At 60.9% G+C, this 24121-nt stretch carries 21 protein-coding genes; 18 read left to right on the top strand and 3 right to left on the bottom strand.

Annotated elements, in window-relative coordinates:
* Positions 1–215: 215 nt before the first annotated feature.
* From pilG to madM, 17 genes are all read left to right on the top strand, one after another.
* Positions 216–620, top strand: a complete 405-nt coding sequence (gene pilG / locus PspS49_RS27675; protein WP_007913673.1) for a twitching motility response regulator PilG — start codon at positions 216–218, stop codon at positions 618–620.
* A 60-nt stretch (positions 621–680) separates the two neighbouring features.
* Complete coding sequence (pilH, locus tag PspS49_RS27670; protein WP_127930104.1) at positions 681–1046, top strand: twitching motility response regulator PilH; 366 nt, start codon at positions 681–683, stop codon at positions 1044–1046.
* 10 nt (positions 1047–1056) lie between these two features.
* On the top strand, positions 1057–1596 hold the full coding sequence (locus PspS49_RS27665; RefSeq protein WP_122604417.1) for a chemotaxis protein CheW: 540 nt from the start codon (positions 1057–1059) through the stop codon (positions 1594–1596).
* A gap of 154 nt (positions 1597–1750) precedes the next feature.
* Positions 1751–3796, top strand: coding sequence for a methyl-accepting chemotaxis protein (locus PspS49_RS27660; protein ID WP_016985966.1), 2046 nt, complete (start codon positions 1751–1753; stop codon positions 3794–3796).
* Between the two features lie 11 nt (positions 3797–3807).
* On the top strand, positions 3808–9705 hold the full coding sequence (locus PspS49_RS27655; protein ID WP_160042197.1) for an Hpt domain-containing protein: 5898 nt from the start codon (positions 3808–3810) through the stop codon (positions 9703–9705).
* Positions 9698–10168, top strand: a complete 471-nt coding sequence (locus PspS49_RS27650; protein WP_150749746.1) for a chemotaxis protein CheW — start codon at positions 9698–9700, stop codon at positions 10166–10168. Before PspS49_RS27655 ends, PspS49_RS27650 begins: the two co-directional genes overlap by 8 nt.
* Before the next feature lie 505 nt (positions 10169–10673).
* Positions 10674–11039 (top strand): DUF6124 family protein, encoded by a 366-nt coding sequence (locus tag PspS49_RS27645; RefSeq protein ID WP_127930101.1) that lies wholly within the window; start codon positions 10674–10676, stop codon positions 11037–11039.
* A gap of 670 nt (positions 11040–11709) precedes the next feature.
* Entirely contained in the window at positions 11710–12075 is a 366-nt protein-coding gene (locus PspS49_RS27640; protein WP_160042195.1) for a DUF6124 family protein, read from the top strand.
* A 295-nt stretch (positions 12076–12370) separates the two neighbouring features.
* Positions 12371–14041, top strand: a complete 1671-nt coding sequence (gene mdcA / locus PspS49_RS27635) for a malonate decarboxylase subunit alpha (protein WP_160042193.1) — start codon at positions 12371–12373, stop codon at positions 14039–14041.
* Positions 14041–14913, top strand: a complete 873-nt coding sequence (locus PspS49_RS27630) for a triphosphoribosyl-dephospho-CoA synthase (protein WP_160042191.1) — start codon at positions 14041–14043, stop codon at positions 14911–14913. The genes mdcA and PspS49_RS27630 overlap by 1 nt, the downstream gene beginning before the upstream one ends.
* Entirely contained in the window at positions 14913–15212 is a 300-nt protein-coding gene (locus PspS49_RS27625) for a malonate decarboxylase subunit delta (protein WP_160042189.1), read from the top strand. Before PspS49_RS27630 ends, PspS49_RS27625 begins: the two co-directional genes overlap by 1 nt.
* Positions 15205–16056: a biotin-independent malonate decarboxylase subunit beta gene (locus PspS49_RS27620; RefSeq protein ID WP_127930097.1), complete on the top strand. Its 852-nt coding sequence runs from the start codon at positions 15205–15207 to the stop codon at positions 16054–16056. The genes PspS49_RS27625 and PspS49_RS27620 overlap by 8 nt, the downstream gene beginning before the upstream one ends.
* On the top strand, positions 16053–16844 hold the full coding sequence (mdcE, locus tag PspS49_RS27615) for a biotin-independent malonate decarboxylase subunit gamma (RefSeq protein WP_160042187.1): 792 nt from the start codon (positions 16053–16055) through the stop codon (positions 16842–16844). Before PspS49_RS27620 ends, mdcE begins: the two co-directional genes overlap by 4 nt.
* Positions 16838–17458, top strand: a complete 621-nt coding sequence (locus PspS49_RS27610) for a malonate decarboxylase holo-ACP synthase (RefSeq protein WP_160042185.1) — start codon at positions 16838–16840, stop codon at positions 17456–17458. Before mdcE ends, PspS49_RS27610 begins: the two co-directional genes overlap by 7 nt.
* Complete coding sequence (mdcH, locus tag PspS49_RS27605; protein ID WP_160042183.1) at positions 17455–18375, top strand: malonate decarboxylase subunit epsilon; 921 nt, start codon at positions 17455–17457, stop codon at positions 18373–18375. Before PspS49_RS27610 ends, mdcH begins: the two co-directional genes overlap by 4 nt.
* A 66-nt stretch (positions 18376–18441) precedes the next feature.
* Entirely contained in the window at positions 18442–18858 is a 417-nt protein-coding gene (gene madL, locus PspS49_RS27600; protein WP_160042181.1) for a malonate transporter subunit MadL, read from the top strand.
* A 1-nt stretch (position 18859) separates the two neighbouring features.
* A complete protein-coding gene (gene madM / locus PspS49_RS27595; RefSeq protein ID WP_064388097.1) occupies positions 18860–19624 on the top strand; it encodes a malonate transporter subunit MadM in 765 nt (254 codons plus the stop codon).
* 303 nt (positions 19625–19927) lie between these two features.
* Here the strand turns inward: madM and PspS49_RS27590 are convergent, their stop codons facing one another.
* Positions 19928–20848 (bottom strand): LysR substrate-binding domain-containing protein, encoded by a 921-nt coding sequence (locus tag PspS49_RS27590; RefSeq protein ID WP_160042179.1) that lies wholly within the window; start codon positions 20846–20848, stop codon positions 19928–19930.
* 187 nt (positions 20849–21035) lie between these two features.
* Here PspS49_RS27590 and PspS49_RS27585 point away from each other — a divergent pair, with 187 nt between their 5' ends.
* Positions 21036–21653 carry a hemolysin III family protein gene (locus PspS49_RS27585; RefSeq protein WP_038358773.1) on the top strand — a complete coding sequence of 206 codons (618 nt, stop codon included), beginning with the start codon at positions 21036–21038 and terminating at the stop codon, positions 21651–21653.
* A gap of 136 nt (positions 21654–21789) precedes the next feature.
* Here PspS49_RS27585 and PspS49_RS27580 read toward each other — a convergent pair whose 3' ends face one another.
* Both PspS49_RS27580 and PspS49_RS27575 read right to left on the bottom strand, forming a co-directional pair.
* Complete coding sequence (locus PspS49_RS27580; protein ID WP_160042177.1) at positions 21790–22509, bottom strand: 16S rRNA (uracil(1498)-N(3))-methyltransferase; 720 nt, start codon at positions 22507–22509, stop codon at positions 21790–21792.
* 143 nt (positions 22510–22652) lie between these two features.
* On the bottom strand, positions 22653–24059 hold the full coding sequence (locus tag PspS49_RS27575) for an adenosylmethionine--8-amino-7-oxononanoate transaminase (protein ID WP_160042175.1): 1407 nt from the start codon (positions 24057–24059) through the stop codon (positions 22653–22655).
* Positions 24060–24121: the final 62 nt, after the last annotated feature.

Below are 24121 nucleotides of genomic sequence, written 5' to 3'. Positions count from 1 at the left end.
TCGAAAATTGGCTACCGGATCGGTATTGAAAAAGTGCCGCCAGAGTGGCGCCGGGCGGGTTTTCGGTCAAGGAAAAACCCGTCGATAGATTGCATCTGGAGACTGTGCTAAAAAGGCTGCCATGCCGTGCTGGCCCTTGAGCATCAAGGGTTTCCAGCCATCAGTCATCGCAAAACGGACAATTTGATTCGCAAAGGCGACGGTAGAGCCCTCTTATGGAACAGCAGTCCAGCGCCTTGAAGGTCATGGTGATCGACGACTCGAAAACGATTCGTCGCACCGCCGAAACCTTGTTGAAGAATGTCGGGTGCGAAGTAATCACGGCGATCGACGGTTTCGACGCTTTGGCGAAGATCGCCGACAACCATCCCGGGATCATTTTTGTCGACATCATGATGCCGCGTCTGGATGGTTATCAGACCTGCGCTTTAATCAAGAACAACAGTGCGTTCAAGGCCACGCCGGTGATCATGCTGTCATCGCGTGACGGGCTGTTCGACAAGGCCAAGGGGCGGATTGTCGGCTCTGATCAATTTTTGACCAAGCCTTTCAGCAAGGAAGAACTGCTCAACGCGATCCAGGCCCACGTACCGGGCTTCGCCGCCGTTTTGCCGCAGTAAGACACGTACAGTGACGCTCGGCCAGCGGGCCGCGCGTCGACAAGAAAAATGGGGAAAACCATGGCACGTATCCTGATCGTCGATGATTCGCCGACTGAAATGTACAAACTCACCGGCATGCTCGAAAAGCACGGCCATGAAGTGCTGAAGGCCGAAAACGGCGCCGACGGCGTGGCCCTGGCCCGTCAGGAAAAACCCGACGCGGTATTGATGGACATCGTCATGCCCGGCCTCAATGGTTTTCAGGCGACTCGTCAACTGACCAAAGACCCGGAAACCGGACACATCCCGGTGATCATCATCACCACCAAGGATCAGGAAACCGACAAGGTCTGGGGCACCCGCCAGGGCGCCAAGGATTACCTGACCAAACCGGTCGACGAAGACACCCTGATCAAGACCCTGAACAACGTGCTGAACGGTTGATCGCGCGACCATGAGCGAGTCGCTGACCGCGTTCGAACTGCTCTGGCAAATCGACCAGCGCTGCCGCTTGCTGGCGGCGGACCTGCCGTCGCAAGCGGCGCGCCAGGATCGCTGGAGCGGTATCGGCTTTCGCCTCGGCGAGCATTGGTATGTGGCGCCGATGGGCGAAGTCAGCGAAGTGCTGCACGAACCGCGCTTCACCCAGTTGCCCGGGGTCAAGCCGTGGGTCAAAGGCGTGGCTAACCTGCGCGGGCGGCTGTTGCCGATCATGGATCTGTGCGGTTTCTTCGGCCATGAGCTGTCGCCGTTGCGTAAACAGCGGCGGGTGTTGGTGGTCGAGCATGGCGATGTGTTTGCCGGGTTGATGGTCGATGAGGTCATTGGCTTGCAGCACTTTGAACAGGACAGCTTCGAACCGATCTCGATCAGCAAGCGCCAGGGCTCCAAGGCCGAGTTCGTCAAAGGCTATTTTCGGCGCGAGCAGAACTGGCGGGTGTTCAGCCTGTTTGCCCTGGCCAAATCCCCGGTGTTCATGAGCGTCGCGATATAACAGATTCAACACCGTCCCCTGTGGGAGCGAGCCTGCTCGCGAAGAGGGCGTGTCAGGCAAGATAAATATTGGCTGACCCAGCGCTTTCGCGAGCAGGCTCGCTCCCACAGGGATTGCAGCAGGCCTCAAAGGTGTGGGTTAAGGGCGAGGACCGATGACAAAAGCAAAAACAGGCAAGCCAGCGGAAGGATCGCGCAGTCGCTCGCAGATCATCGTGCTGTTCATCGCACTGATCGTGTTCATCATGCTGCTGTTCGCCAACTTCGCTTACCTCAACACCCAGGCGAACTACGACAAACAGTACATCGGCCACGCCGGTGAGCTGCGTGTGCTCTCGCAACGCATTGCCAAAAACGCTACCGAAGCCGCCGCCGGCAAGGCGGCCGCGTTCAAGTTGCTCAGCGATGCGCGCAACGATTTCGCCCAGCGCTGGGGTTACCTGAAAAAAGGCGACCCGGCCACCGGCCTGCCGCCGGCACCCGCCACCGTGCGCCCGGAAATGCGTGCCGTGCAGCTGGATTGGGAGCGCCTGCTGAAAAACACCGACGCCATCCTCTCCAGCGAACAGACCGTGCTGTCGTTGCATCAGGTCGCCGCGACCCTGGCCGAAACCGTGCCGCAGTTGCAGATCGAATACGAAAAAGTCGTCGAAATCCTCCTCCAGCGTGGTGCCCCGGCCGCGCAAGTAGCGATGGCCCAGCGTCAGTCGCTGCTGGCCGAACGCATTCTCGGCGCGGTCAACACCGTGCTCGCCGGCGACGAAAACTCCCAGCAAGCCGCCGATGCCTTCGGCCGCGACGCCACCCGTTTCGGCCAAGTGCTCAACGGCATGCTGCAAGGTAACCCGGCGCTGAAAATCAGCCAGGTCGAAGACCGCGACGCTCGTGCGCGTTTGAGCGAAATCTCCGAGCTGTTCCAGTTTGTCTCCGGCTCCGTCGATGAAATCCTCGAAACCTCGCCGGAGCTGTTCAAGGTCCGTGAATCGGCGAGCAACATCTTCAGCCTCTCGCAAACCCTGCTCGACGAAGCCTCGCACCTGGCGACTCGCTTCGAAAACCTTGCCGGCGGACGCAATACCGACACCATCGGTGGCTACGTCCTCGGTTTGCTGGCGCTGGCCTCGATCATCCTTATCGGTCTGGTGATGGTCCGGGAAACCAATCGTCAGTTGCGTGAAACCGCCGAGAAGAACGAGCGCAATCAGAACGCGATCATGCGCCTGCTCGATGAAATCGAAGACCTCGCCGATGGTGACCTTACCGTGACCGCCTCGGTGACCGAAGACTTCACCGGTACCATCGCCGACTCGATCAACTACTCCGTCGACCAACTGCGCGATCTGGTTGCGACCATCAACCTCACCGCCGGCCAGGTCGCCGCAGCGGTGCAGGAAACCCAGGCCACCGCCATGCATCTGGCCCAGGCCTCGGAGCATCAGGCCCAGCAGATTTCCGAAGCGTCGACGGCGATCAGTGACATGGCCGAATCCATCGATCAGGTCTCGGCCAACGCCGCCGAGTCTTCAGCGGTAGCCGAGCGCTCCGTGGAAATCGCCAACAAGGGCAACGAGGTGGTGCACAACACCATCCACGGCATGGACAACATTCGCGAACAGATCCAGGACACCGCCAAACGCATCAAGCGTCTCGGCGAGTCGTCGCAGGAAATCGGCGACATCGTCAGCCTGATCGACGACATTGCCGACCAGACCAACATCCTCGCCCTCAATGCGGCAATTCAGGCGTCGATGGCCGGTGATGCCGGGCGCGGTTTTGCCGTGGTCGCCGACGAAGTGCAGCGACTGGCCGAACGCTCGTCCGCTGCTACCCGGCAGATCGAAACGCTGGTGCGGGCGATTCAGACCGACACCAATGAAGCCGTGATTTCCATGGAGCAAACCACCACCGAAGTGGTGCGCGGCGCGCGACTGGCGCAGGATGCCGGTGTGGCCCTGGAAGAAATCGAAGGCGTATCGAAGACCCTCGCGGCGCTGATTCAGAGCATCTCCAACGCCGCGCAGCAGCAGACGTCCTCGGCCGGGCAGATTTCCCTGACGATGAACGTGATCCAGCAGATCACCTCGCAGACCTCGTCCGGCTCCACGGCCACTGCGGAAAGCATCGGTAACCTGGCGAAAATGGCCAGTCAGTTACGCCGTTCGGTGTCCGGCTTCACCTTGCCGGCGGCGGAAAAAGTGTGATCGGAGCGGTTATGGGTGACCGGCATGACTACGTGGCCCTCGAATGGGTCAAAGGCGAAATTGCCGAAACGCTGAGACAGGCGCATCAGGCGATTGAAGCCGTGCTCGACGATCCGCAGGCCTTCCCGGGGCTGGACGAGTGCCTGGCATACATCCATCAGGTCCACGGCAGCCTGCAGATGGTCGAGTTCTACGGCGCAGCGTTGCTCGCCGAAGAAATGGAACATCTGGTCGAAGCCTTGCAGCACGAGCGCGTCAGCCATCGCGACGAAGCGCTGCACCTGTTACTGCAAGCCCTCGGGCAATTGCCGATCTACCTCGACCGCGTGCAGAGCGCCCGGCGTGATTTGCCATTGGTGGTGCTGCCGCTGATCAACGATTTGCGCAGCGCTCGGGGCGAAAGCCTGCTCTCGGAAACCAGTCTGTTCAGCCCGCAACTGCCCGAGCTGGCGCCATTGAACGCGCAAGCGCTGGCACTGCTGGAACCGGCAGAACTGCCGAACGTGCTGCGCAAATTACGGCAGATGCTGCAAATGGCCCTGGTCGGTTTGCTGCGCGAGCAGGATGACCAGACGCACCTTGATTATCTGGCGAAAGTCTTCACCCGCCTCGAAGCGCTGAGCGGCGATGCGCCCCTGAGCCCGTTGTGGCAAGTCGCCTCAGCGCTGGTCGAAGGCATGCGCGAGGGCGTGATTGCCAACAGCCCGGCGCTGCGTAGCCTGTTCAAGGACGCCGACAAAGAGCTCAAGCGCTTGCTCGAGCAAGGCATGACCGGCCTCAACCAAGCGCCCCCGGCGGAGCTGCTGAAAAGCCTGTTGTTCTATATTGCCAAAGCCGAACATCCCACCGGGCAGATGCTGACCATGAAAGATCGCTACTCGCTGGACGACGCGTTGCCCGACAGCGCGATGGTCGACGAAGAACGCGCGCGCCTGGCCGGCCCCGACCGCGATGCGATGCGCTCGGTGCTGTCGGCGCTGTGCGAAGAGCTGGTGCGGGTCAAGGAACGCCTCGACCTGTTCGTGCGCAGCGACCGCCAGCACACCTCGGATCTGGAGAGCTTGCTGGCACCGCTGCGGCAAATCGCCGACACGTTGGCCGTGCTCGGTTTTGGCCAACCGCGCAAAGTCATCATCGATCAATTGGCCGTGGTGCTCAGCCTTGCCCAAGGCCAGCGCGAACCGAATGACGCGATCCTGATGGACGTTGCCGGTGCGCTGCTTTACGTCGAAGCGACACTGGCCGGAATGGTCGGCACCGTCGAGCCGGAAAGCCCGGAAGATTCGCGCCTGCCGACCACCGACCTGACGCAGATCCATCAGATCGTCATCAAGGAAGCACGCATCTGCCTGCAACAGGCCAAGGACATGATCGTCGACTACATCGACGCCGATTGGGATCGCCAGCACCTGCAACCGTTGCCGGCGCTGCTGACTCAGGTGCGCGGTGCGCTGGCGATGATTCCGTTGAACCGCGCGGCGAGTCTGGTCGAAGCCTGCAACGGTTTTATCCGCGAGCATTTGCTGCTTGATCCGCATGAGCCGGGCTGGGAACAACTTGATCATCTGGCCGATGTCATCAGCAGCCTCGAGTATTACCTCGAACGTCTGAGCGACGATCCGCAGGCGCCGAGCGAGCAGTTGCTGGATGTCGCGCAGAAGTCTCTTGCGAGTCTGGGTTTCTTTCCAAATGAGCCGCATGTGCCCGTGCTCGAAGACGTGCTTAGCCCCAGCGAAGCGCTGGTGATGCAGGACATGCAGGCGCTCGATGATCCGGAAACCGTACAGTCGCTGGCCGACGTTCTGGCCAGCCCGGTTTCTGCGGTTAACCCGCCAGCGCTGATCACCCCCGGCAGCCTGATGCCGCCACCGGCCGATGAAGAACCGGTCGACGACGAATTGCGCGAAGTGTTCCTCGAAGAGACCGACGAAGTCCTCGAAGTCCTCCACGAATACCTGCCGCGCTGGACCACCAACCCGCAGGATCGCGACGCGCTGACTGAACTGCGCCGCGCCTTCCACACCTTGAAGGGCAGCGGGCGCATGGTCCGTGCGCTGATCCTCGGCGAGCTGGCCTGGGCGGTGGAAAACCTGCTCAACCGCGTGCTCGAACAAAGCGTCGAACCCGGTTCGGTGGTGCAGCAACTGCTTACCGACACGGTGCTGTTGCTGCCGGAACTGATCAACGAATTTGCCACCAACAGCCAACGTCAACGCAGCGATGTCGACCAACTTGCTGCCCGCGCACATGCCTTGGCCAAGGGTGACGAACCACTGGCGGCCGAAGACGTCGACGATGTGGCGGCGCTCGATCCGTTGTTGCTGGAGATCTTCCGCAACGAAGCCGAAACGCACCTCGCCAGCCTCAACCGTTTTCTCGATCAGGCCGCCGAACACGTACCGTTGCAAGGCAGCGACGAGTTGCAGCGCGCCTTGCATACGCTCAAGGGCAGCGCCTCGATGGCCGGCGTATTGCCGATTGCCGAACTCGCTGCACCGCTCGATCAACTGGCCCGCGAGTTCAAGGCGCATCAGTTGCCGCTGGACCTCGACGAAGTGGAATTGCTGCTCGAAGCCGAGGGCCTGTTCCGCGTCGGCCTGCGTCAGCTCAAGCATGATCCGCTGGCGCCGATTGTCGGTGCACAGTCGCTGATCAAACGCTCGGAAACCCTGCTCGCCGAGCGTCTGGCGTCGATCCTCGATGCGCCCAATACCGGCCTGCGGATCAAGCGCGATCCGCAACTGATCAATAACTTCCTCGCCCAGGGCATGGACATCCTGCTCGATGCGGAGAGCCTGTTGCAGCGCTGGCAGCAACACCCCGGCGAGCGTCAGGAACTCAGCGCGCTGCTGGATGAACTGACCACCCTTGGCGAAGGCGCGCATCTGGCCGATCTGCTGCCAGTCGATGTGTTGTGCGAAGCCTTGCTCGACCTGTATGGCGCGGTGGAAGAAAGCAGTCTGGCGGTCAGCGAACAGTTTTTCCGCGAAGCGCAGAACGCCCATGAAGCGCTGATCAACATGCTCGATGAACTGGCTGCCGGTCAGGAAGTCACGCCGCAGCCAGAGCGGATTCGGGCGTTGCATGATCTGCTCGATCAGAGCCTCGATCCTTCTTCCATGGGCCTGATTCGAAGCGATGGCAGCCGCACCTTGAGCATCCGTGAACTGGGCAGCGCCACCGCCGAGTTGCAGCAAAAGGCAACCGCGCTTGAGCCCGATGACGAGATCGTCGAGATCTTCCTTGAAGAGGCCGTGGACATTCTCGACAGCTCAGGCCAAGCCTTGCAGCGCTGGCTCAGCGACCCGGACAACACAGCGCCACTGTCCTCGTTGCAACGGGATTTGCATACGCTCAAGGGCGGCGCGCGGATGGCTGAAGTCGAGGCCATTGGCGATCTGGCCCAGGAGCTGGAAAGCCTTTACGAAGGCTTGGTCGATCGTCGCTACCACTACAGCGAAAGCCTGGGGCGTTTGCTGCTCAAGAGCCATGACCGCTTGGCGTTGATGCTTGATCAGTTGCAAAACCATCAGCCGCTGACCCCGGCGCAGGATCTGATCGACACGATTCGTCAGCTACGTCAGGGCCACAGTGTCGCCGAAGCGCCGCCAGCAATAGCCGAGCACGACAGCGCTGGCCACGACCCGGAGCTGATGGAGATCTTCCTCGAAGAAGGTTTCGACATCATCGAAAACTCTGGCTCCGCGCTGCTGCGCTGGCAGGCGGAGCCGGGCAATCGTCAGGAAGTGGAAACCCTGCTGCGCGATCTGCACACCCTCAAGGGTGGCGCGCGGATGGTCGAGATCGGCCCGATCGGAGACCTCGCCCATGAGCTGGAATACCTTTACGAAAGTCTTTCCAGCGGCGCTTTGCAGCCGTCGGCGGAGCTGTTTGCGCTGGTGCAGCGCGGGCATGATCGCTTGGCGCAAATGCTCGATGGCGTGCGCGCCGGGCAACCGTGTCCACCGGCCGATCGGCTGATCAACGCGATCCAGAATTTCAGCCATCCGGTGACGGTAGAAACGCCGCCAGTGCTACCTGTGCCGGTCAAGACTGACGCGGCGCCACCGACCGCCGAAGCGGGCGCGGACATGGTCAAGGTCTCCGCCGAACTGCTTGATGAACTGGTCAATCTGGCCGGCGAAACCTCGATCTTCCGTGGTCGTATCGAACAGCAAGTCAACGACGCGCAGATCGCGCTGAACGAGATGGAAACCACCATCGAACGCATGCGTGATCAGTTGCGCCGCCTCGATACTGAAACCCAAGGGCGGATTCTCAGCCGTCAGCAAGTCGATGCCGAACGTCTCGGCTACGAAGAATTCGATCCGCTGGAAATGGATCGCCATTCGCAGTTGCAGCAACTGTCGCGGGCGCTGTTCGAATCCGCCTCCGACTTGCTCGATCTCAAGGAAACCCTCGACCGCCGCAATCACGACGCCGAGAACCTGTTGCAGCAACAGGGCCGCATCAACACCGAATTGCAGGAAGGCCTGATGCGCACGCGCATGGTGCCGTTCGAGCGCATGTTGCCGCGCCTCAAACGCATCGTCCGTCAGGTCGCTGAAGAGCTGAACAAAGACGTCGCCTTCGTCATTGGCAACGCTGAAGGCGAGATGGATCGCAACGTCCTCGAACGTATGGCCGCGCCGCTGGAACACATGCTGCGCAACGCCGTCGACCACGGTCTGGAGTCCGCCGAAGTGCGGCTGGCGGCGGGTAAACCGGCGCAAGGTCAGATCAGCCTCGATCTGTCGCGCGAGGGCGGTGACATCGTTTTCGACATTCGCGATGACGGTGCCGGGGTGCCGCTGGAAGCCGTGCGGCGCAAAGCAATCAAGCGTGGATTGCTCGCACCGAATGCCGAGATCAGCGACCGCGACGTGTTGCAGTTCATCCTGCAGCCGGGATTCTCGACCGCCGAAAAAATCACGCAGATTTCCGGACGTGGCGTCGGCATGGACGTGGTGCACGAAGAAGTGCGGCAACTCGGCGGCAGCATGAGCATCGACTCGGTGCCGGGGCAGGGCGTGCATTTCCGCATTCGGCTGCCGTTCACCGTGTCGGTCAACCGTGCGCTGATGGTGCAGTGCGGTGAGGATCAATATGCGATCCCGCTGAACACCATCGAAGGCATCGTTCGCGTGTTGCCGAATGACCTGGAAGGGCACTTCCGGGTTGATCCGCCGCGTTACCAGTACGGCGGCCAGACCTATGAACTGTGCTACCTCGGCGAACTGCTGAAAACCGCGCCACGACCGAAACTGCTGGGGCAGAACCTGCCGTTGCCGGTGCTGCTGGTGCACTACAACGACCGGCGCATCGCGGTGCTGGTGGATACCATGGCCGGCACCCGCGAGATCGTGGTCAAAAGCCTTGGCGCGCAATTCGCGGCGGTGCAGGGCGTGTCCGGGGCGACGATTCTTGGCGATGGCCGGGTGGTGCTGATTCTCGATCTGCTCGCGCCGATTCGGGCGATGCAGGCGCGGGTTGTGCAGGCGCCGACGCTGCCGGAGATCGACAGCGAACCGCACAAACCGCTGCTGGTGATGGTGGTCGACGACTCGGTCACCGTGCGCAAGGTCACCAGCCGTTTGCTCGAACGCCACGGCATGAACGTGCTGACCGCCAAGGACGGTGTCGACGCCATGCTGCTCCTGGAAGAACACATGCCTGACCTGATGCTGCTCGACATCGAAATGCCGCGCATGGACGGCTTCGAAGTCGCCACCCAGGTGCGCAATGACGAACGCCTGCAACACCTGCCGATCATCATGATCACCTCGCGCACCGGGCAGAAACACCGCGACCGCGCGATGGCCATCGGCGTTAACGACTACCTCGGCAAGCCGTATCAAGAGTCGGTGCTGCTTGAAAGCATTGCCCAGTGGAGCAAGAAACATGCATGAGCGCCGGCACAATCAGCGCAGCAGCCAACTGACCGGGTTGCTGCTGCCATTGGCGGATCGTAATTTGATCCTGCCTAACGTCGCTGTCGCTGAGTTGATTGATTACCAGGCCAGCGCCTTCGATCTGGACACGCCGCCGTGGTACCTGGGGCGCGTGAAGTGGCGCGAGCGGCAGATTCCGCTGCTGAGTTTCGAGTCGGCGTGCGGGCAGAAAATCGTCATTGGCGAGCGCGCGCGGATCGTGATTTTGAATGCGCTGGGCGGGTTGCCGGAGTTGAAGTTCATTGCCCTGCTGGTGCAGGGGATTCCGCGGTCGTACAAGCTTGATAGCCAGTTGAGTTATGTCGATGTGCCGTTGTGTGCGCTGGAGCAGGCGGCGGTGCAGGTCGGGGAGCAGGTGGCGAAGGTGCCGGATTTGTTGGGGTTGGAGAAGTTGTTGGTGGATGCTGGGCTGATCCACTGATTCAGAATTTTCATTGGCCTGACTGGCCTCATCGCGAGCAGGCTCACTCCTACATTTGGAATGCATTCCCCTGTAGGAGTGAGCCTGCTCGCGATAGCGCCTGCGGCATCCACCAAAATCCGACAGACAAATCCTCAATCCCCGCAGCGCAATAAACGCATCCAGGCACATCTGTTTAAAGACACCCGGTGTTACGGCTCCCTAGCCTACAAATCCTTGCGCCGCTGCCTACGCATGCACCAGAATCCGCCGGCTTGTGCGCCTTGGGCATGCTGCGTAACTTGATTCCGTCACTGATTTCCAGTGATCGGGTTTAGCAGCCCGTGGTTAATCTAAGGGTGCACATACATCATCGTCAGGCTCAACGCCTGCATTCGATGGCGGCTGTGCGCAGGGCGCTTCGGCGCGCCGGCTTCCTTAGGTTCCCCGGTCTGCTAACCTGCGTTCAGCTGCCACCCCTTCTTTTAGCAGAGAAGCGGTTCCAGCTTAATTTCGGAACCTGAAGATGATTAAACCTACGCCTAACCCCCCGCTTGCAGATCCCGCATCCCCCTACGAATCCCCCGACTCCAAGAAATTCCACGAAGCCGCCGAACGCGCCCTCGACCATTACCTCGGCCCGACCAACGCCGATCTGATGGCCACGCCTTACACCCCCAACACGCTGTACATGGCCAACCCCCATGCCGACACCGAATCCCTGCTGGCTGATGCTAGCGAAACCCTCGGGTCGGCCACGGTGATGCTTAACAACCATGCGGCAATGGTGGAAGGTACGCACCGCAAGACTGTGCAAGGAATTGCGCAGGTGGTGATGGTGGCGGAGATGGCGGTCAATCGATTGTTGGATAGGTTGGTGCCCACTGACTGATCCATTGGTCACGGTTGATCGTTCCCACGCGCAGCAAAGGAATGCAGCCAGGGACGCTCCGCGTCCCAAAAAGCCGAACGCAGAGCGTCCGTTGAGGCGTTCCCACGCAGAGCGTGGGAACGATCATCGGCGGGCTGATCCAGAACTTGCGGTGCTTCGGCTTGCCTCTTCGCGAGCAGTCTCGCTCCCACAATGGATCTCCAGTGATCCCGGATTTTGCGGACGACACAGCCCCCCTGTGGGAGCGAGCCTGCTCGCGAAAGCGCCGGTTGCAGCGCTGAATTCCGACAGACAAATCCTCAATCTCTGTGAGTAATAAACACTATTTAGCCAAGCTGTTTAAAGACACTCTGTGTTACGGCTCCCTAGCCTACAAATCCTTGCGCCGCTGCCTACGCATGCACCAGAATCCGCCGGCTTGTGCGCCTTTGGCATGCTGCGTAACTTGATTCCGTCACTGATTTCCAGTGATCGGGTTTAGTAGCCCGTCATATTTGGGGCGTATAGCTCATCAGACAGTCAGGTACTCCATACCTGCACTTTATGGTGGTTGTGCACAGGGCGCTTCGGCGCGCCGGTTTCCCAGATCCCCGGTCTACTAACCTGCGCACAGCTGCCTCCACTTCTTTTAGTAGGGAAGCGGTGGCTAGCTCAAATGAGGATCTGGTAAATGTTCAAAGTAACGCCAAACCCGCCGGTCACCGACCCGGCATCCCCCTACGAATCCCCCGATTCGAAGAAATTCCACGAAGCCGCCGAACGCACCCTCGACCATTACCTCGGCCCGACCAACGCCGATCTGATGGCCACGCCTTACACCCCCAACACGCTGTACATGGCCAACCCCAATGCCGACACCGAATCCCTGCTGGCTGACGCCAGTGAAACCCTCGGCTCGGCCACGGTGATGCTCAACAACCATGCGGCAATGGTGGAAGGTACGCACCGCAAGACTGTGCAAGGAATTGCGCAGGTGGTGATGGTGGCGGAGATGGCCGTCAATCGTTTGTTGGATAGGTTGGTGCCGACGGAGTGATTTAAAAGCCGACCCTCACCCCAGCCCTCTCCCAGAGGGAGAGGGGGCCTACCGTGGGATGCTCACAAGTTACGCCGACCTGAAAATACTGCTGTGAATCCATAATCGACTCGGTGGGGCAGGTCGATGTATAGCGCCAGACACCTCGGTCGGTCCCCTCTCCCTCCGGGAGAGGGCTAGGGTGAGGGGCTTTTGACCATTACTCTGAGCGTAATGATTCGCCACCATGCTTGATTGATGCCCCCACCCCAGACGCCTACCTTAGCTCCACGACAGCGAACCCCGTGGAGTGAGCATGACAACAACAATTTCCCCCGACTCGCGCTGGACGCGGCGGCGCGATGAGAAGCAGCGCCGGCTCGACAAGGTGCGCGGGCTGGCCGACGGTGTGGTGTTGCCCACCGACAAAATCGTCGCCGCGCTCGAAGCGTTGATCCACCCCGGCGACCGTGTAGTGCTGGAGGGCAACAACCAGAAGCAGGCGGACTTCCTCTCGCGCTCGCTGGCCAAAGCCGACCCGGAAAAGCTCCACGACCTGCACATGATCATGCCCAGCGTCGGCCGCTCCGAGCACCTCGACCTGTTCGAACGCGGCATCGCCCGCAAGCTCGATTTCTCCTTCGCCGGCACCCAGAGCCTGCGCATCAGCCAGTTGCTGGAAGACGGCCTGCTGGAAGTCGGCGCGATTCACACCTACATCGAACTCTACGCCCGACTGGTGGTGGACCTGATCCCCAACGTCGTGCTCTCGGCCGGGTTCATGGCCGACCGCGCCGGCAACATCTACACCGGCCCGAGCACCGAAGACACCCCTGCACTGATCGAACCGGCCGCGTTCAGCGACGGCATTGTTATCGTCCAGGTCAACCAGTTGGTCGACGACGTCAGCGAACTGCCTCGCGTAGACATCCCCGCCTCATGGGTCGATTTCGTCGTGGTCGCCGACAAGCCGTTCTACATCGAACCGCTGTTCACCCGCGACCCACGGCACATCAAGCCCGTGCACGTGCTGATGGCGATGATGGCGATCCGTGGCATCTACGAAAAACACAACGTGCAATCGCTCAACCACGGCATCGGTTTCAACACCGCCGCTATCGAATTGATCCTGCCGACCTACGGCGAATCCCTCGGCCTCAAAGGCAAGATCTGCCGCAACTGGACGCTCAACCCGCACCCAACACTGATCCCGGCGATCGAGAGCGGTTGGGTCGAAAGCGTGCATTGCTTCGGCACCGAACTGGGCATGGAAAACTACATCGCCGCGCGCTCGGACGTGTTCTTCACCGGCCGCGACGGTTCGCTGCGTTCCAACCGGATGTTCTGCCAACTCGCCGGGCAGTACGCGGTGGATCTGTTCATCGGCGCGACGTTGCAGGTCGACGGCGACGGGCATTCCTCGACCGTAACCCGTGGTCGCCTCGCCGGTTTCGGCGGTGCGCCGAACATGGGCCACGACCCGCGCGGTCGGCGTCACGGCACCCCGGCGTGGCTGGATATGCGTCATGACGATTCGCAGCAACCGATGCTCGAACGCGGCAAAAAGCTTGTGGTGCAAATGGTCGAGACCTTCCAGGAGGGCGGCAAACCGACCTTCGTCGAAACCCTCGACGCCGTGGAAGTGGCGAAGAAAAGTGGCATGCCGCTGGCGCCGATCATGATCTACGGCGACGACGTCACCCACCTGCTCACCGAAGAAGGCATCGCCTACCTGTACAAGGCACGCTCGCTGGAAGAGCGCCAAGCGATGATCGCCGCCGTCGCGGGCGTCACCGCCATCGGCCTGCGCCACAACCCGAAAGATACCGAGCGCATGCGCCGCGAAGGCCTGATCGCCTTGCCCGAAGACCTCGGCATCCGCCGCACCGACGCCACTCGCGAACTGCTCGCGGCGAAGAGCGTGGCCGATCTGGTCGAGTGGTCCGGCGGCCTGTACAACCCGCCCGCCAAATTCAGGAGCTGGTAATGCACGCATTTAACCTGCAAGCGAAACCGCTTTCTCTGGCTGATCGATTGGCCGATCTGGCGGTGGACGCGCTGATCGACGAAGCCGATCTGTCGCCGAAACCGGCACTGGTCGACCGTCGCGGCAACGGCGCGCACACCGATTTGCACCTGGGTCTGATGCACGCTTCGGCGCTGTCGTTGTGGCCGGCGTTCAAAGAGATGGCCGAAGCGGCAGTTGCAATCGGCGAAGTCGATTCAACGTTGCGCGAAGCGATTGGCCGCATCGGCCGTGAAGGCGAGCAAGCCATGCTCACGACCACCAACGGCGTGAACACCCATCGTGGTGCAATTTGGGCGTTGGGATTGTTGGTGACGGCCGCTGCGCTCGAACCGCAATCCTCCAGCGCTAACGCCGTGACCCTGCGTGCTGCACGTCTGGCCTTGCTGGACGATCGCCACGCGCCGAAACCCTTGAGCCACGGCGCCCAAGTCGCCCTGCGTTTCGGCGCACGCGGTGCTCGTGAAGAAGCGCAGCTCGGCTTCCCTTCGGTGCTGCAACGCGGCCTGCCACAACTCAAACGCAGCCGTGCCCAAGCAAGCGGCGAACAGAACGCCCGGCTCGACGCCTTGCTCGCAATCATGACGAATCTGGCCGACACCTGCGTGCTCTACCGCGCCGGCGAAGAGGGTTTGCAGGCCATGCAACACGGCGCGCAAGCGGTGCTCGACGCCGGTGGCAGCGCCAGCCTCAGCGGTCGACGCCGCTTGCACGAACTCGATCAACAACTCATCGCATTGAATGCCTCGCCCGGTGGCGCCGCCGACTTGCTCGCCGCCACGCTGCTGCTCGATCGCATCGAGCGCGACGGCATCCTTCAGGGAGCGTTTTGATGGAAACCCTATCGTTTGAATTCTCCGCCGGGCAGCCGCCACGCGGTCGTGCGCTGGTCGGTTGTGTCGGTTCGGGTGATCTGGAAGTGCTGATCGAACCGGGCCTGGCCGGCAAGCTGACCATCAATGTGCAAACCTCGGTCAACGGTGCGCAGCTGCGCTGGCAGCATCTGTTTGCGCGGATGTTCGACGGCACCACGCCGCCGGCGATGGCCATCGATATCCACGATTTCGGTGCGACGCCGGGGGTGGTGCGCTTGCGTCTGGAACAAGGTTTCGAGGAGATCGGCCATGACTGACAGCGCCGCGTTGCTCAACAAACACAGCTTCGTCGAACTCGGTGCGCGGCAACGGGCGAAGGCCTTGCTCGATGCCGGCAGCTTTCGTGAATTGCTCGACCCGTTTCAACGGGTGATGTCGCCGTGGCTTGAACGCCAGGGCGTGGTGCCGCAGGCCGATGACGGCGTGGTGATCGCCAAGGGCAGCCTCGACGGTTTGCCGGTGGTCATCGCCGCGATTGAAGGCGCGTTTCAGGGTGGCAGCCTTGGCGAAGTCGGCGGGGCGAAGATTGCCGGCGCGCTGGAACTGGCGGCTGAAGACAACCGCAAAGGCATTCCGACCCGCGCGGTGTTGCTGCTGGAAACCGGTGGTGTGCGCTTGCAGGAAGCCAATCTCGGGCTGGCGGCGATTGCTGATATTCATGCGGCGATTGTCGATTTGCAGCAGTACCAACCGGTGGTCGGCGTGGTCGCGGGTAGCGTTGGGTGTTTCGGCGGTATGTCGATTGCGGCGGCGCTGTGCAGTTATTTGCTGGTGACTCAGGAAGCACGCCTCGGTTTGAACGGCCCGCAGGTGATTGAGCAGGAAGCCGGAATCGAAGAATACGACTCTCGCGACCGGCCATTCATCTGGAGCCTGACTGGCGGCGAGCAGCGTTTTGCCAGTGGTCTGGTGGATCGGTATGTCGCCGATGACGTGGCGAAGATTCGTCAGCAGGTAGGTGAATTGCTCCAGCAAGGTTTGCCGAAGCAACCGCGCAGCCAGCGCGCCGAATGGTTTCTGCAACGCCTCAGCAATCTGAACACTGACCCGCAAATCGAACCGTCGGTGGTTCGCGATCTGTATCAAGGAGAGCGCTCATGAGCGGTTATTCGCTGCGTGGTTTGAACTGGTTCAACGCCTTGAGCGCGGGCGCGGGCGCTGTCGCGGTCGAAGGGCTGCCGCCATCGTTGAAGGTTGCTGACAGTGAGCTGGGGCGTTTTATCGCTGTGGTCGCTGATCCGGACAATCGTTTTCCGCGTGCTCGTAATGGCGAAGTCGGCTTGCTCGAAGGTTGGGGTTTGGCCAAGGCTGTGGATGACGCGATCACTGCTGATCGTGATAAAGCGCAAAAACGCCCGATCATCGCCATCGTCGATGTGCCGAGCCAGGCTTACGGTCGGCGCGAAGAGGCCCTCGGCATTCATCAGGCGCTGGCCGGTGCGGCGGACAGTTATGTCCGTGCGCGTCTGGCCGGGCATCCGGTGATTGCGTTGTTGGTCGGTAAGGCGATGTCCGGGGCGTTTCTGGCTCACGGTTATCAGGCCAATCGTTTGATCGCGCTGCGTGATCCGGGCGTGATGGTCCATGCCATGGGCAAGGCTTCGGCGGCGCGGGTGACGTTGCGCAGCGTTGAAGAACTGGAAGCGCTGGCCGCCAGTGTGCCGCCGATGGCTTATGACATCGACAGTTATGCCAGCCTCGGATTGCTCTGGGAAACCTTGTCAGTGCAGCAGATTGAACAGCCGACGGTGGAGGATCTTTCGAGAGTCAACGAGTGCCTGAAGCAAGCCATCGGCGATGTCGTCAGTACTGACTTGAGCAATCGCCTCGGCGCGAAGAATCGTGCGGCTTCCAGCAAGGTTCGCGAACTGCTGAGGGCGCAGTGGTGAATACGCCTCTGGCCCACGACCTGCTCTGGGGCATGACCCCGGTGCAGTTGCCGGCGGATGCGCCGCTGTGGGCTGTCGAGTCGCTGGCCGCCGGGCAACCGGTGGTGGTGCGGCGGGCGTTGAGTGCAGAAGGTTTTGTCGCGGTCGGCGTGCGCGGTGTGTTGCGCGAGCAGCGGTTGGCGGCGTTTATGGCGGTCGATTCGATTGCCTGTCGGGTCAGTCCGGAGGCGCTGTGTCACGTCGACAGCGAGCGCGATCTGCCGGTCATGCAGGCGCTCAAACAACTGCGGCCGATGCTCGACGATTGCGGTTGGGTCTGGGGTGTCAGCGGCAGTGTCGGGTTTGAACTGGCCAGTGGTTTTACCGCGATGCACGCGGCCAGTGATCTCGATCTGATTCTGCGTACGCCGCAACTGATCACCCGTAATCAGGCACGCAAACTGGTCGCGGTTTTCGATCAGGCCGTGTGCCGGGTCGACATGCAGTTGCAGACGCCGTTCGGTGCGGTCGCATTGCGCGAGTGGGCCAGCGGATCGGCACGCGTGCTGCTGAAAAATGCTCATCAGGCTTGCCTGGTGATTGATCCGTGGAACCCGCAGGAGCAGGCAGCGTGAGCAGTCTGCTGGTGTTTCCCGGCCAGGGCGCGCAGCAAGCGGGCATGCTGCAGCGCTTGCCTCGCGAAACCTTGGTCGAAGCCAGTGATGTGCTTGGCGAAGATGTTTTGTTGCTGGATTCCAGTGATGCGTTGCGCACGACAAGGGCGGTTCAACTCTGTTTGCTGATCGCCGGAGTCGCTGCTTCTCGGCAATTATTGCAGGACGGACTCACGGCGGATTACGTCGCCGGCCTGTCCATCGGCGCATATCCGGCAGCGGTTGTCGCTGGTGCGCTGAGCTTCAGCGACGCGTTGCATCTGGTCAGCCTGCGCGGTGAGTTGATGCAACAAGCTTATCCACAGGGCTACGGCATGACCGCGATCATCGGCCTGCAATTATCCACAGTCGAAACGTTGCTGGCGCAGGTGCACAGCGAGGATTTGCCAGTGTATCTGGCCAACATCAACGCCGATAACCAAGTAGTGATTGCTGGCTCCGACAAGGCGATGCAAGCCGTGGCCGAACTGGCGCGCAGTCGCGGCGCTGGTCTGGCAAAACGTTTGGCAGTGAGCGTGCCGTCGCACTGCCCATTGCTGGAAAAACCGGCGCAAACCCTCGCCGAAGCTTTCGCCAAAATTGAACTGAAAACCCCTCGGGTCGCCTACCTGAGCGGCAGTCGCGCACGGCCTGTGACCAAAGTCGAAGCGCTGCGCGACGACCTCGCCTTCAACATGTGTCGCGTAGTGGATTGGCGCGGCACCGTGCAAAGCGCTTATGAGCGCGGCGTGCGTTTACAGATCGAACTGCCGCCCGGTGCGGTACTGACCGGCCTGGCGCGCCGGGTGTTCGAACAAGGCACCGTCACTGCCTTCGACAGTGCGCGTCTCGACACCCTGCAAGCGCTGTTGCGTGAGGAGGGTAGCCGCCAACTCTAAACCGCCGCGACTCAAGCTTCGAACAACAAAAACAACATTCGACGATGCACTTTGAGGACTACAACAATGATTATTTACGGTGTGGCGCTGCTCGCGATCTGTACGCTGGCAGGGGTGATCATGGGTGACATGCTCGGCGTGTTGTTGGGCGTCAAATCCAATGTCGGCGGGGTCGGCATCGCCATGATCCTGTTGATCTGCGCGCGGTTGTGGATGCAGACACGCGGCGGCATGACCAAGGAATGCGAGATGGGCGTCGGCTTCTGGGGCGCGATGTACATTCCGGTGGTGGTCGCGATGGCGGCGCAACAGAACGTCGTCACGGCGCTGCACGGTGGTCCGGTGGCGGTGCTGGCGGCGATCGGTTCGGTGGTGGTTTGTGGCTGCACGATTGCCTTGATCAGCCGCACGCATAAAGGCGAGCCATTGCCTGATGAACCGGCGGAAATCTCCCCGGTCGGCACGCCAGTAGGAGGTCGCTGATATGTGGGATCTCATCGAGAAAGGTCTGGAACACAACGGGCTGGTCACTGCATTCGCTTTTGTCGGCGTGATCATGTGGGTGTCGGTGGTTCTGTCCAAACGCCTGACGTTCGGACGCATTCACGGCTCGGCGATTGCCATCGTTATTGGTCTGGTTTTGGCGTGGGTCGGCGGCACCATGACCGGTGGCCAGAAAGGCTTGGCGGATCTGACGTTGTTCTCCGGTATCGGCCTGATGGGCGGGGCGATGCTGCGTGACTTTGCGATTGTGGCCACGGCGTTTGAAGTGCAGGCGACCGAGGCGAAGAAGGCCGGGATGATTGGTGTGATTGCGCTGCTGCTGGGCACGATTCTGCCGTTTATTGTTGGCGCGTGCATGGCCTGGGCGTTTGGTTATCGCGATGCGGTGAGCATGACCACCATTGGCGCGGGTGCGGTGACTTATATCGTCGGGCCGGTGACCGGTGCGGCGATTGGCGCGACCTCGGATGTGATGGCGCTGTCGATTGCCACCGGGTTGATCAAGGCGATTCTGGTGATGGTCGGCACGCCGGTCGCGGCGCGCTGGATGGGCCTGGATAACCCGCGTTCGGCGATGGTGTTTGGTGGCTTGGCCGGGACGGTGAGTGGGGTGACGGCGGGGCTGGCGGCGACGGATCGGCGGTTGGTGCCTTATGGGGCGTTGACGGCTACGTTTCATACCGGGCTTGGGTGTTTGCTTGGGCCATCGCTGCTGTTCTTCATCGTTCGCGGGATTGTGGGCTGAAGATCAAAAGCCCCTCACCCTAGCCCTCTCCCGGAGGGAGAGGGAACTGACCGCGTTGTTTTGGCGTTATACATCGACCTGAAATTCCTGAGTCGAACTCAGGTTCTGAAAAGCCCCCGATCTGCTCCCTTTCCCCTCTACCCTTTGAGGGAGAGGGGACTGACCGAGTTGGATGTTGGAGGTACGCCGAGCTGAAATTCCTGAGTCGAACTCAGGTCTTGAAACCCACGCAGATCTGCTCCCTTTCCCCCTCTACCCCTTGGGGGAGAGGGCTGGGGTGAGGGGGTAGCTCTTGATCTTGATCTAAACCCCAGCCTGCCGATTCGCATACATCCGACACTCCGCCAGCAACGCCAGCAAATTCGGATCCCTCTCCTTGGCCTTCAAAAACACCACGCCAATGTGCTGCTGCAACCGGTACTTCTCCTGCAACGGAATCAGCTTCACCCGGTTCTCATACACCGCCGCAATCCTTCCCGGGAGCAACGCATAACCCACCCCCGAGCTGACCATGCTCAACAGCGTGAAGATGTCATTCACCTGCATCGCCACCTTCGGCTCGAACCCCGCCTGCTTGAACACCCGGTTGCCGTCCTGATGCGTCGCGAAGCCTTGGGTCAAGGTGATGAAGGTTTCATCGCGCACTTCGGCCAGATCCACTTCACTGCGCTGGGCAAACTTTGAATCTGCCGGCGTGGCGAGGAAAATGTCATCGGAGAACAGGGGGATCTGTTCGCAATCCGGGTCGTTGATGCTGTCGTCAAGCGACACCAGGATCGCGTCGACTTCCATGTTTTTCAGCTTGTACAGCAGGTCAATGTTCGAGCCGAGGATCAGGTCGATGTTAAGTTCGCTGCGGCGGATTTTCAGGCCCATGATCAGTTGCGGTACGGTCTTCACTGTCAGTGAATACAGCGAACCGAGTTTGAAACGTTCGGCGGAGAACCCGGCCGCCTCGCGGGTCAGGCGTACGCTTTCGACGACGTCGCTGATCAGCTTCTGCGCGCGCTCTTCGAGGACATAAGCACTTTCCAGCGGCGTCAGGTTGCGGCCTTCGTGTTTGAACAGCGGGCAGCGCAGGGCGCTTTCCAGCGAATGAATGGCGCGGTGCACGCTGACGTTGCTGGTCTGCAGCTCGACAGCAGCGCGGGCGAGGTTGCCGGTGCGCATGAAGGCGAGGAACACCTCGAGTTTTTTCAGGGTCAATTCTTCGTCGATCAGCATGGCGCGGACTCTTTTTGGAATGCGTCGATTGTGCCTTGAAGATCAAAAGATCGCAGCCTTCGGCAGCTCCTACATTGGAATGCGTTCGAAGGTAGGAGCTGCCGAAGGCTGCGATCTTTTGATTGCGCTTTTACGCTCAAGGCCCGAGCCTTGCGCGCTGCGGTAATGAATATGAGGTAAGCGATACATGTATCACGGAGAACGATTGAACGCCTGGACTCATCTGGTCGGGGCGGTGGCGGCATTTATTGGTGGCGTGTGGATGTTGGTGATCGCCTGCCTGGACGGCAGCCCGTGGAAGATTGTCAGTGTGGCGATTTACGCGTTTACCTTGCTGGTGCTCTACAGCGCCTCGACCGTGTACCACAGCGTGCGCGGGCGCAAGAAAGCGATCATGAAGAAGGTCGATCACTTTTCAATCTACCTGTTGATTGCCGGCAGTTATACGCCGTTCTGCCTGGTCACCCTGCGCGGGCCGTGGGGCTGGACGCTGTTCGGGATTGTCTGGGGGCTGGCGTTGATCGGCATCCTGCAAGAGATCAAACCGCGTTCCGAAGCGCGGATTCTGTCGATCGTGATTTACGCGGTGATGGGCTGGATTGTGTTGGTGGCGGTCAAGCCGCTGATCGCGGCGCTGGGCACTACCGGGTTTGCCTGGCTGGCGTCGGGCGGGGTTTTGTATACGGTGGGGATTATCTTTTTTGCCTTGGATCACCGGTTGCGGCATGCGCATGGGATCTGGCATTTGTTTGTGATCGCGGGGAGTTTGCTGCACTTTGTGGCGATTCTGTTTTATGTCCTGTAGCCCGGCTGACTGATCGTTCCCACGCTCTGCGTGGTAACGCCTCCTGTGACGCTCTGCGTCACGCTGTTTGGGACGCGGAGCGTCCCGGGCTGCATTCCCACGCAGAGCGTGGGAACGATCAGTCCGGCAAAAAGGTTTAGAAATCACCCCAAAGCTGCTGGGCCACCGCCAGTGCCACCACTGGCGCTGTCTCGGTACGCAATACGCGCGGGCCGAGGCGGGCGGCGTGGAAGCCGTTGCCTTTGGCTTGCTCGACTTCGGCATCCGTCAAACCGCCTTCAGGCCCGATCAAGAACGCCAGCGTCGCCGGTTTGGCATGACTCACCAACGGCTCCGCTACCGGGTGCAGCACCAGTTTCAACTCGGCTTCGGTTTGCTTGATCCAGTCTGCCAGCAACACCGGCGGATGAATCACCGGCACCAGCGAACGCCCACATTGCTCGCAAGCGCTGATCGCCACCTGACGCCAGTGCAGCAGGCGTTTGTCGGCGCGTTCGTCCTTGAGGCGGACTTCGCAGCGGTCACTGAAGATCGGCGTAATTTCATTCACGCCCAGTTCGGTGGCTTTCTGAATCGCCCAATCCATCCGCTCGCCACGGGACAAGCCCTGGCCGAGGTGGATGTGCAGCGGCGACTCGACCTGGCCGGCGAATTGCTCGTCGATCTGCACGGTCACGCGCTTCTTGCCGACTTCCAGCAGAGCGCCGCGAAACTCATGCCCGGAACCGTCGAACAACTGCACCGCATCGCCCTCGGCCATGCGCAGCACGCGGCTGATGTAATGCGCCTGGGCCTCCGGCAATTCGTGTTGGCCGGTGCTCAGGGGGGCGTCGATAAAGAAGCGGGACAGTCTCATTTCGGGTCTCTGGAAAGATGTGAATCAGGTGGATCGGTGTCGACTTCATTCGCGAGCAGGCTCGCTTCCACAGTTGAAATGCATTCCCCTGTGGGAGCGAGCCTGCTCGCGAAAGCGGTAGTTCAGGCGCCACAAATTTTGAATCAACCCGGATCGCGGAAACCGGGGTGGAAGTCTTTTGGCACGGCGACGCTGACGCTGTCACGCGTAGCAATGTCGATGCCTTCGCTGGCGACTTCGGCGAGGAAGTCGATCTGCTCCGGGGTGATCACGTACGGCGGCAGGAAATACACCACGCTGCCCAGCGGGCGCAGCAACGCGCCGCGCTCCAGCGCATGCTGGAACACCTTCAAGCCGCGACGCTCTTGCCAAGGGTAGGCCTCTTTGGTGGCTTTATCCTTGACCATCTCGATGGCCAGGACCATGCCGGTCTGACGTACTTCGGACACATTCGGGTGATCGACCAGATGCGCCGTCGCCGAAGCCATGCGCTGAGCCAGCGCCTTGTTGTTCTCGATGACGTTGTCCTGCTCGAAGATATCCAGCGTCGCCAATGCCGCCGCGCACGCCAGCGGGTTGCCGGTGTAGCTGTGCGAATGGAGGAACGCGCGCAGGGTCGGATAGTCATCGTAGAACGCGCTGTAGACCTCGTCGGTGGTCAGGCACGCGGCCAGCGGCAGGTAGCCGCCAGTGAGGGCTTTCGACAGGCAGAGGAAGTCCGGACGAATGCCAGCCTGTTCACAGGCAAACATGGTTCCGGTGCGACCGAAACCGACGGCGATTTCATCGAGGATCAGGTGCACGCCGTAACGGTCGCAGGCTTCGCGCAGCAATTTCAGATACACCGGGTGGTACATGCGCATGCCGCCAGCGCCCTGAATCAGCGGCTCGACGATCACTGCCGCGACGCTGTCATGGTTCTCGGCCAAGGTCTGTTCCATGGCCGCGAACATGTTGCGCGAGTGTTCTTCCCAGCTCATGCCTTCCGGGCGCCCGTAGCAATCCGGGCTCGGCACTTTGAGGGTGTCCATCAGCAGCGCTTTGTAGGTTTCGGTGAACAGCGGCACGTCGCCGACCGCCATCGCCGCCATGGTTTCACCGTGGTAGCTGTTGGTCAGGGTGACGAAGCGCTTCTTGTTCGGTTGGCCGCGGTTGAGCCAATAGTGAAAGCTCATTTTCAGCGCGACTTCGATGCAGGACGAACCGTTATCGGCATAGAACACCCGGTTCAGGCCTTCCGGGGTCATCTTCACCAGACGCTCGGACAGCTCGATCACTGGCTGATGGCTGAAACCGGCCAGAATTACGTGCTCGAGTTGATCGACCTGATCCTTGATGCGTTGGTTGATGCGCGGGTTGGCGTGGCCAAACACGTTGACCCACCACGAGCTGACGGCGTCGAGGTAGCGCTTGCCTTCGAAGTCTTCGAGCCAGACGCCTTCGCCGCGCTTGATCGGGATCAGCGGCAGCTGTTCGTGGTCTTTCATCTGGGTGCAGGGATGCCACAACACCGCGAGGTCGCGTTGCATCCACTGGTTATTCAGGCCCATTTACAGTCTCCTCGAGGCGGCTCGCGTCAGGCGCGGGCAAACAATCGCGCAAGCCTATGCAA

It is taken from the genome of Pseudomonas sp. S49, assembly GCF_009866785.1.
GTDB lineage: Bacteria > Pseudomonadota > Gammaproteobacteria > Pseudomonadales > Pseudomonadaceae > Aquipseudomonas.
This window is presented reverse-complemented; position numbering and strand designations above follow the sequence as displayed.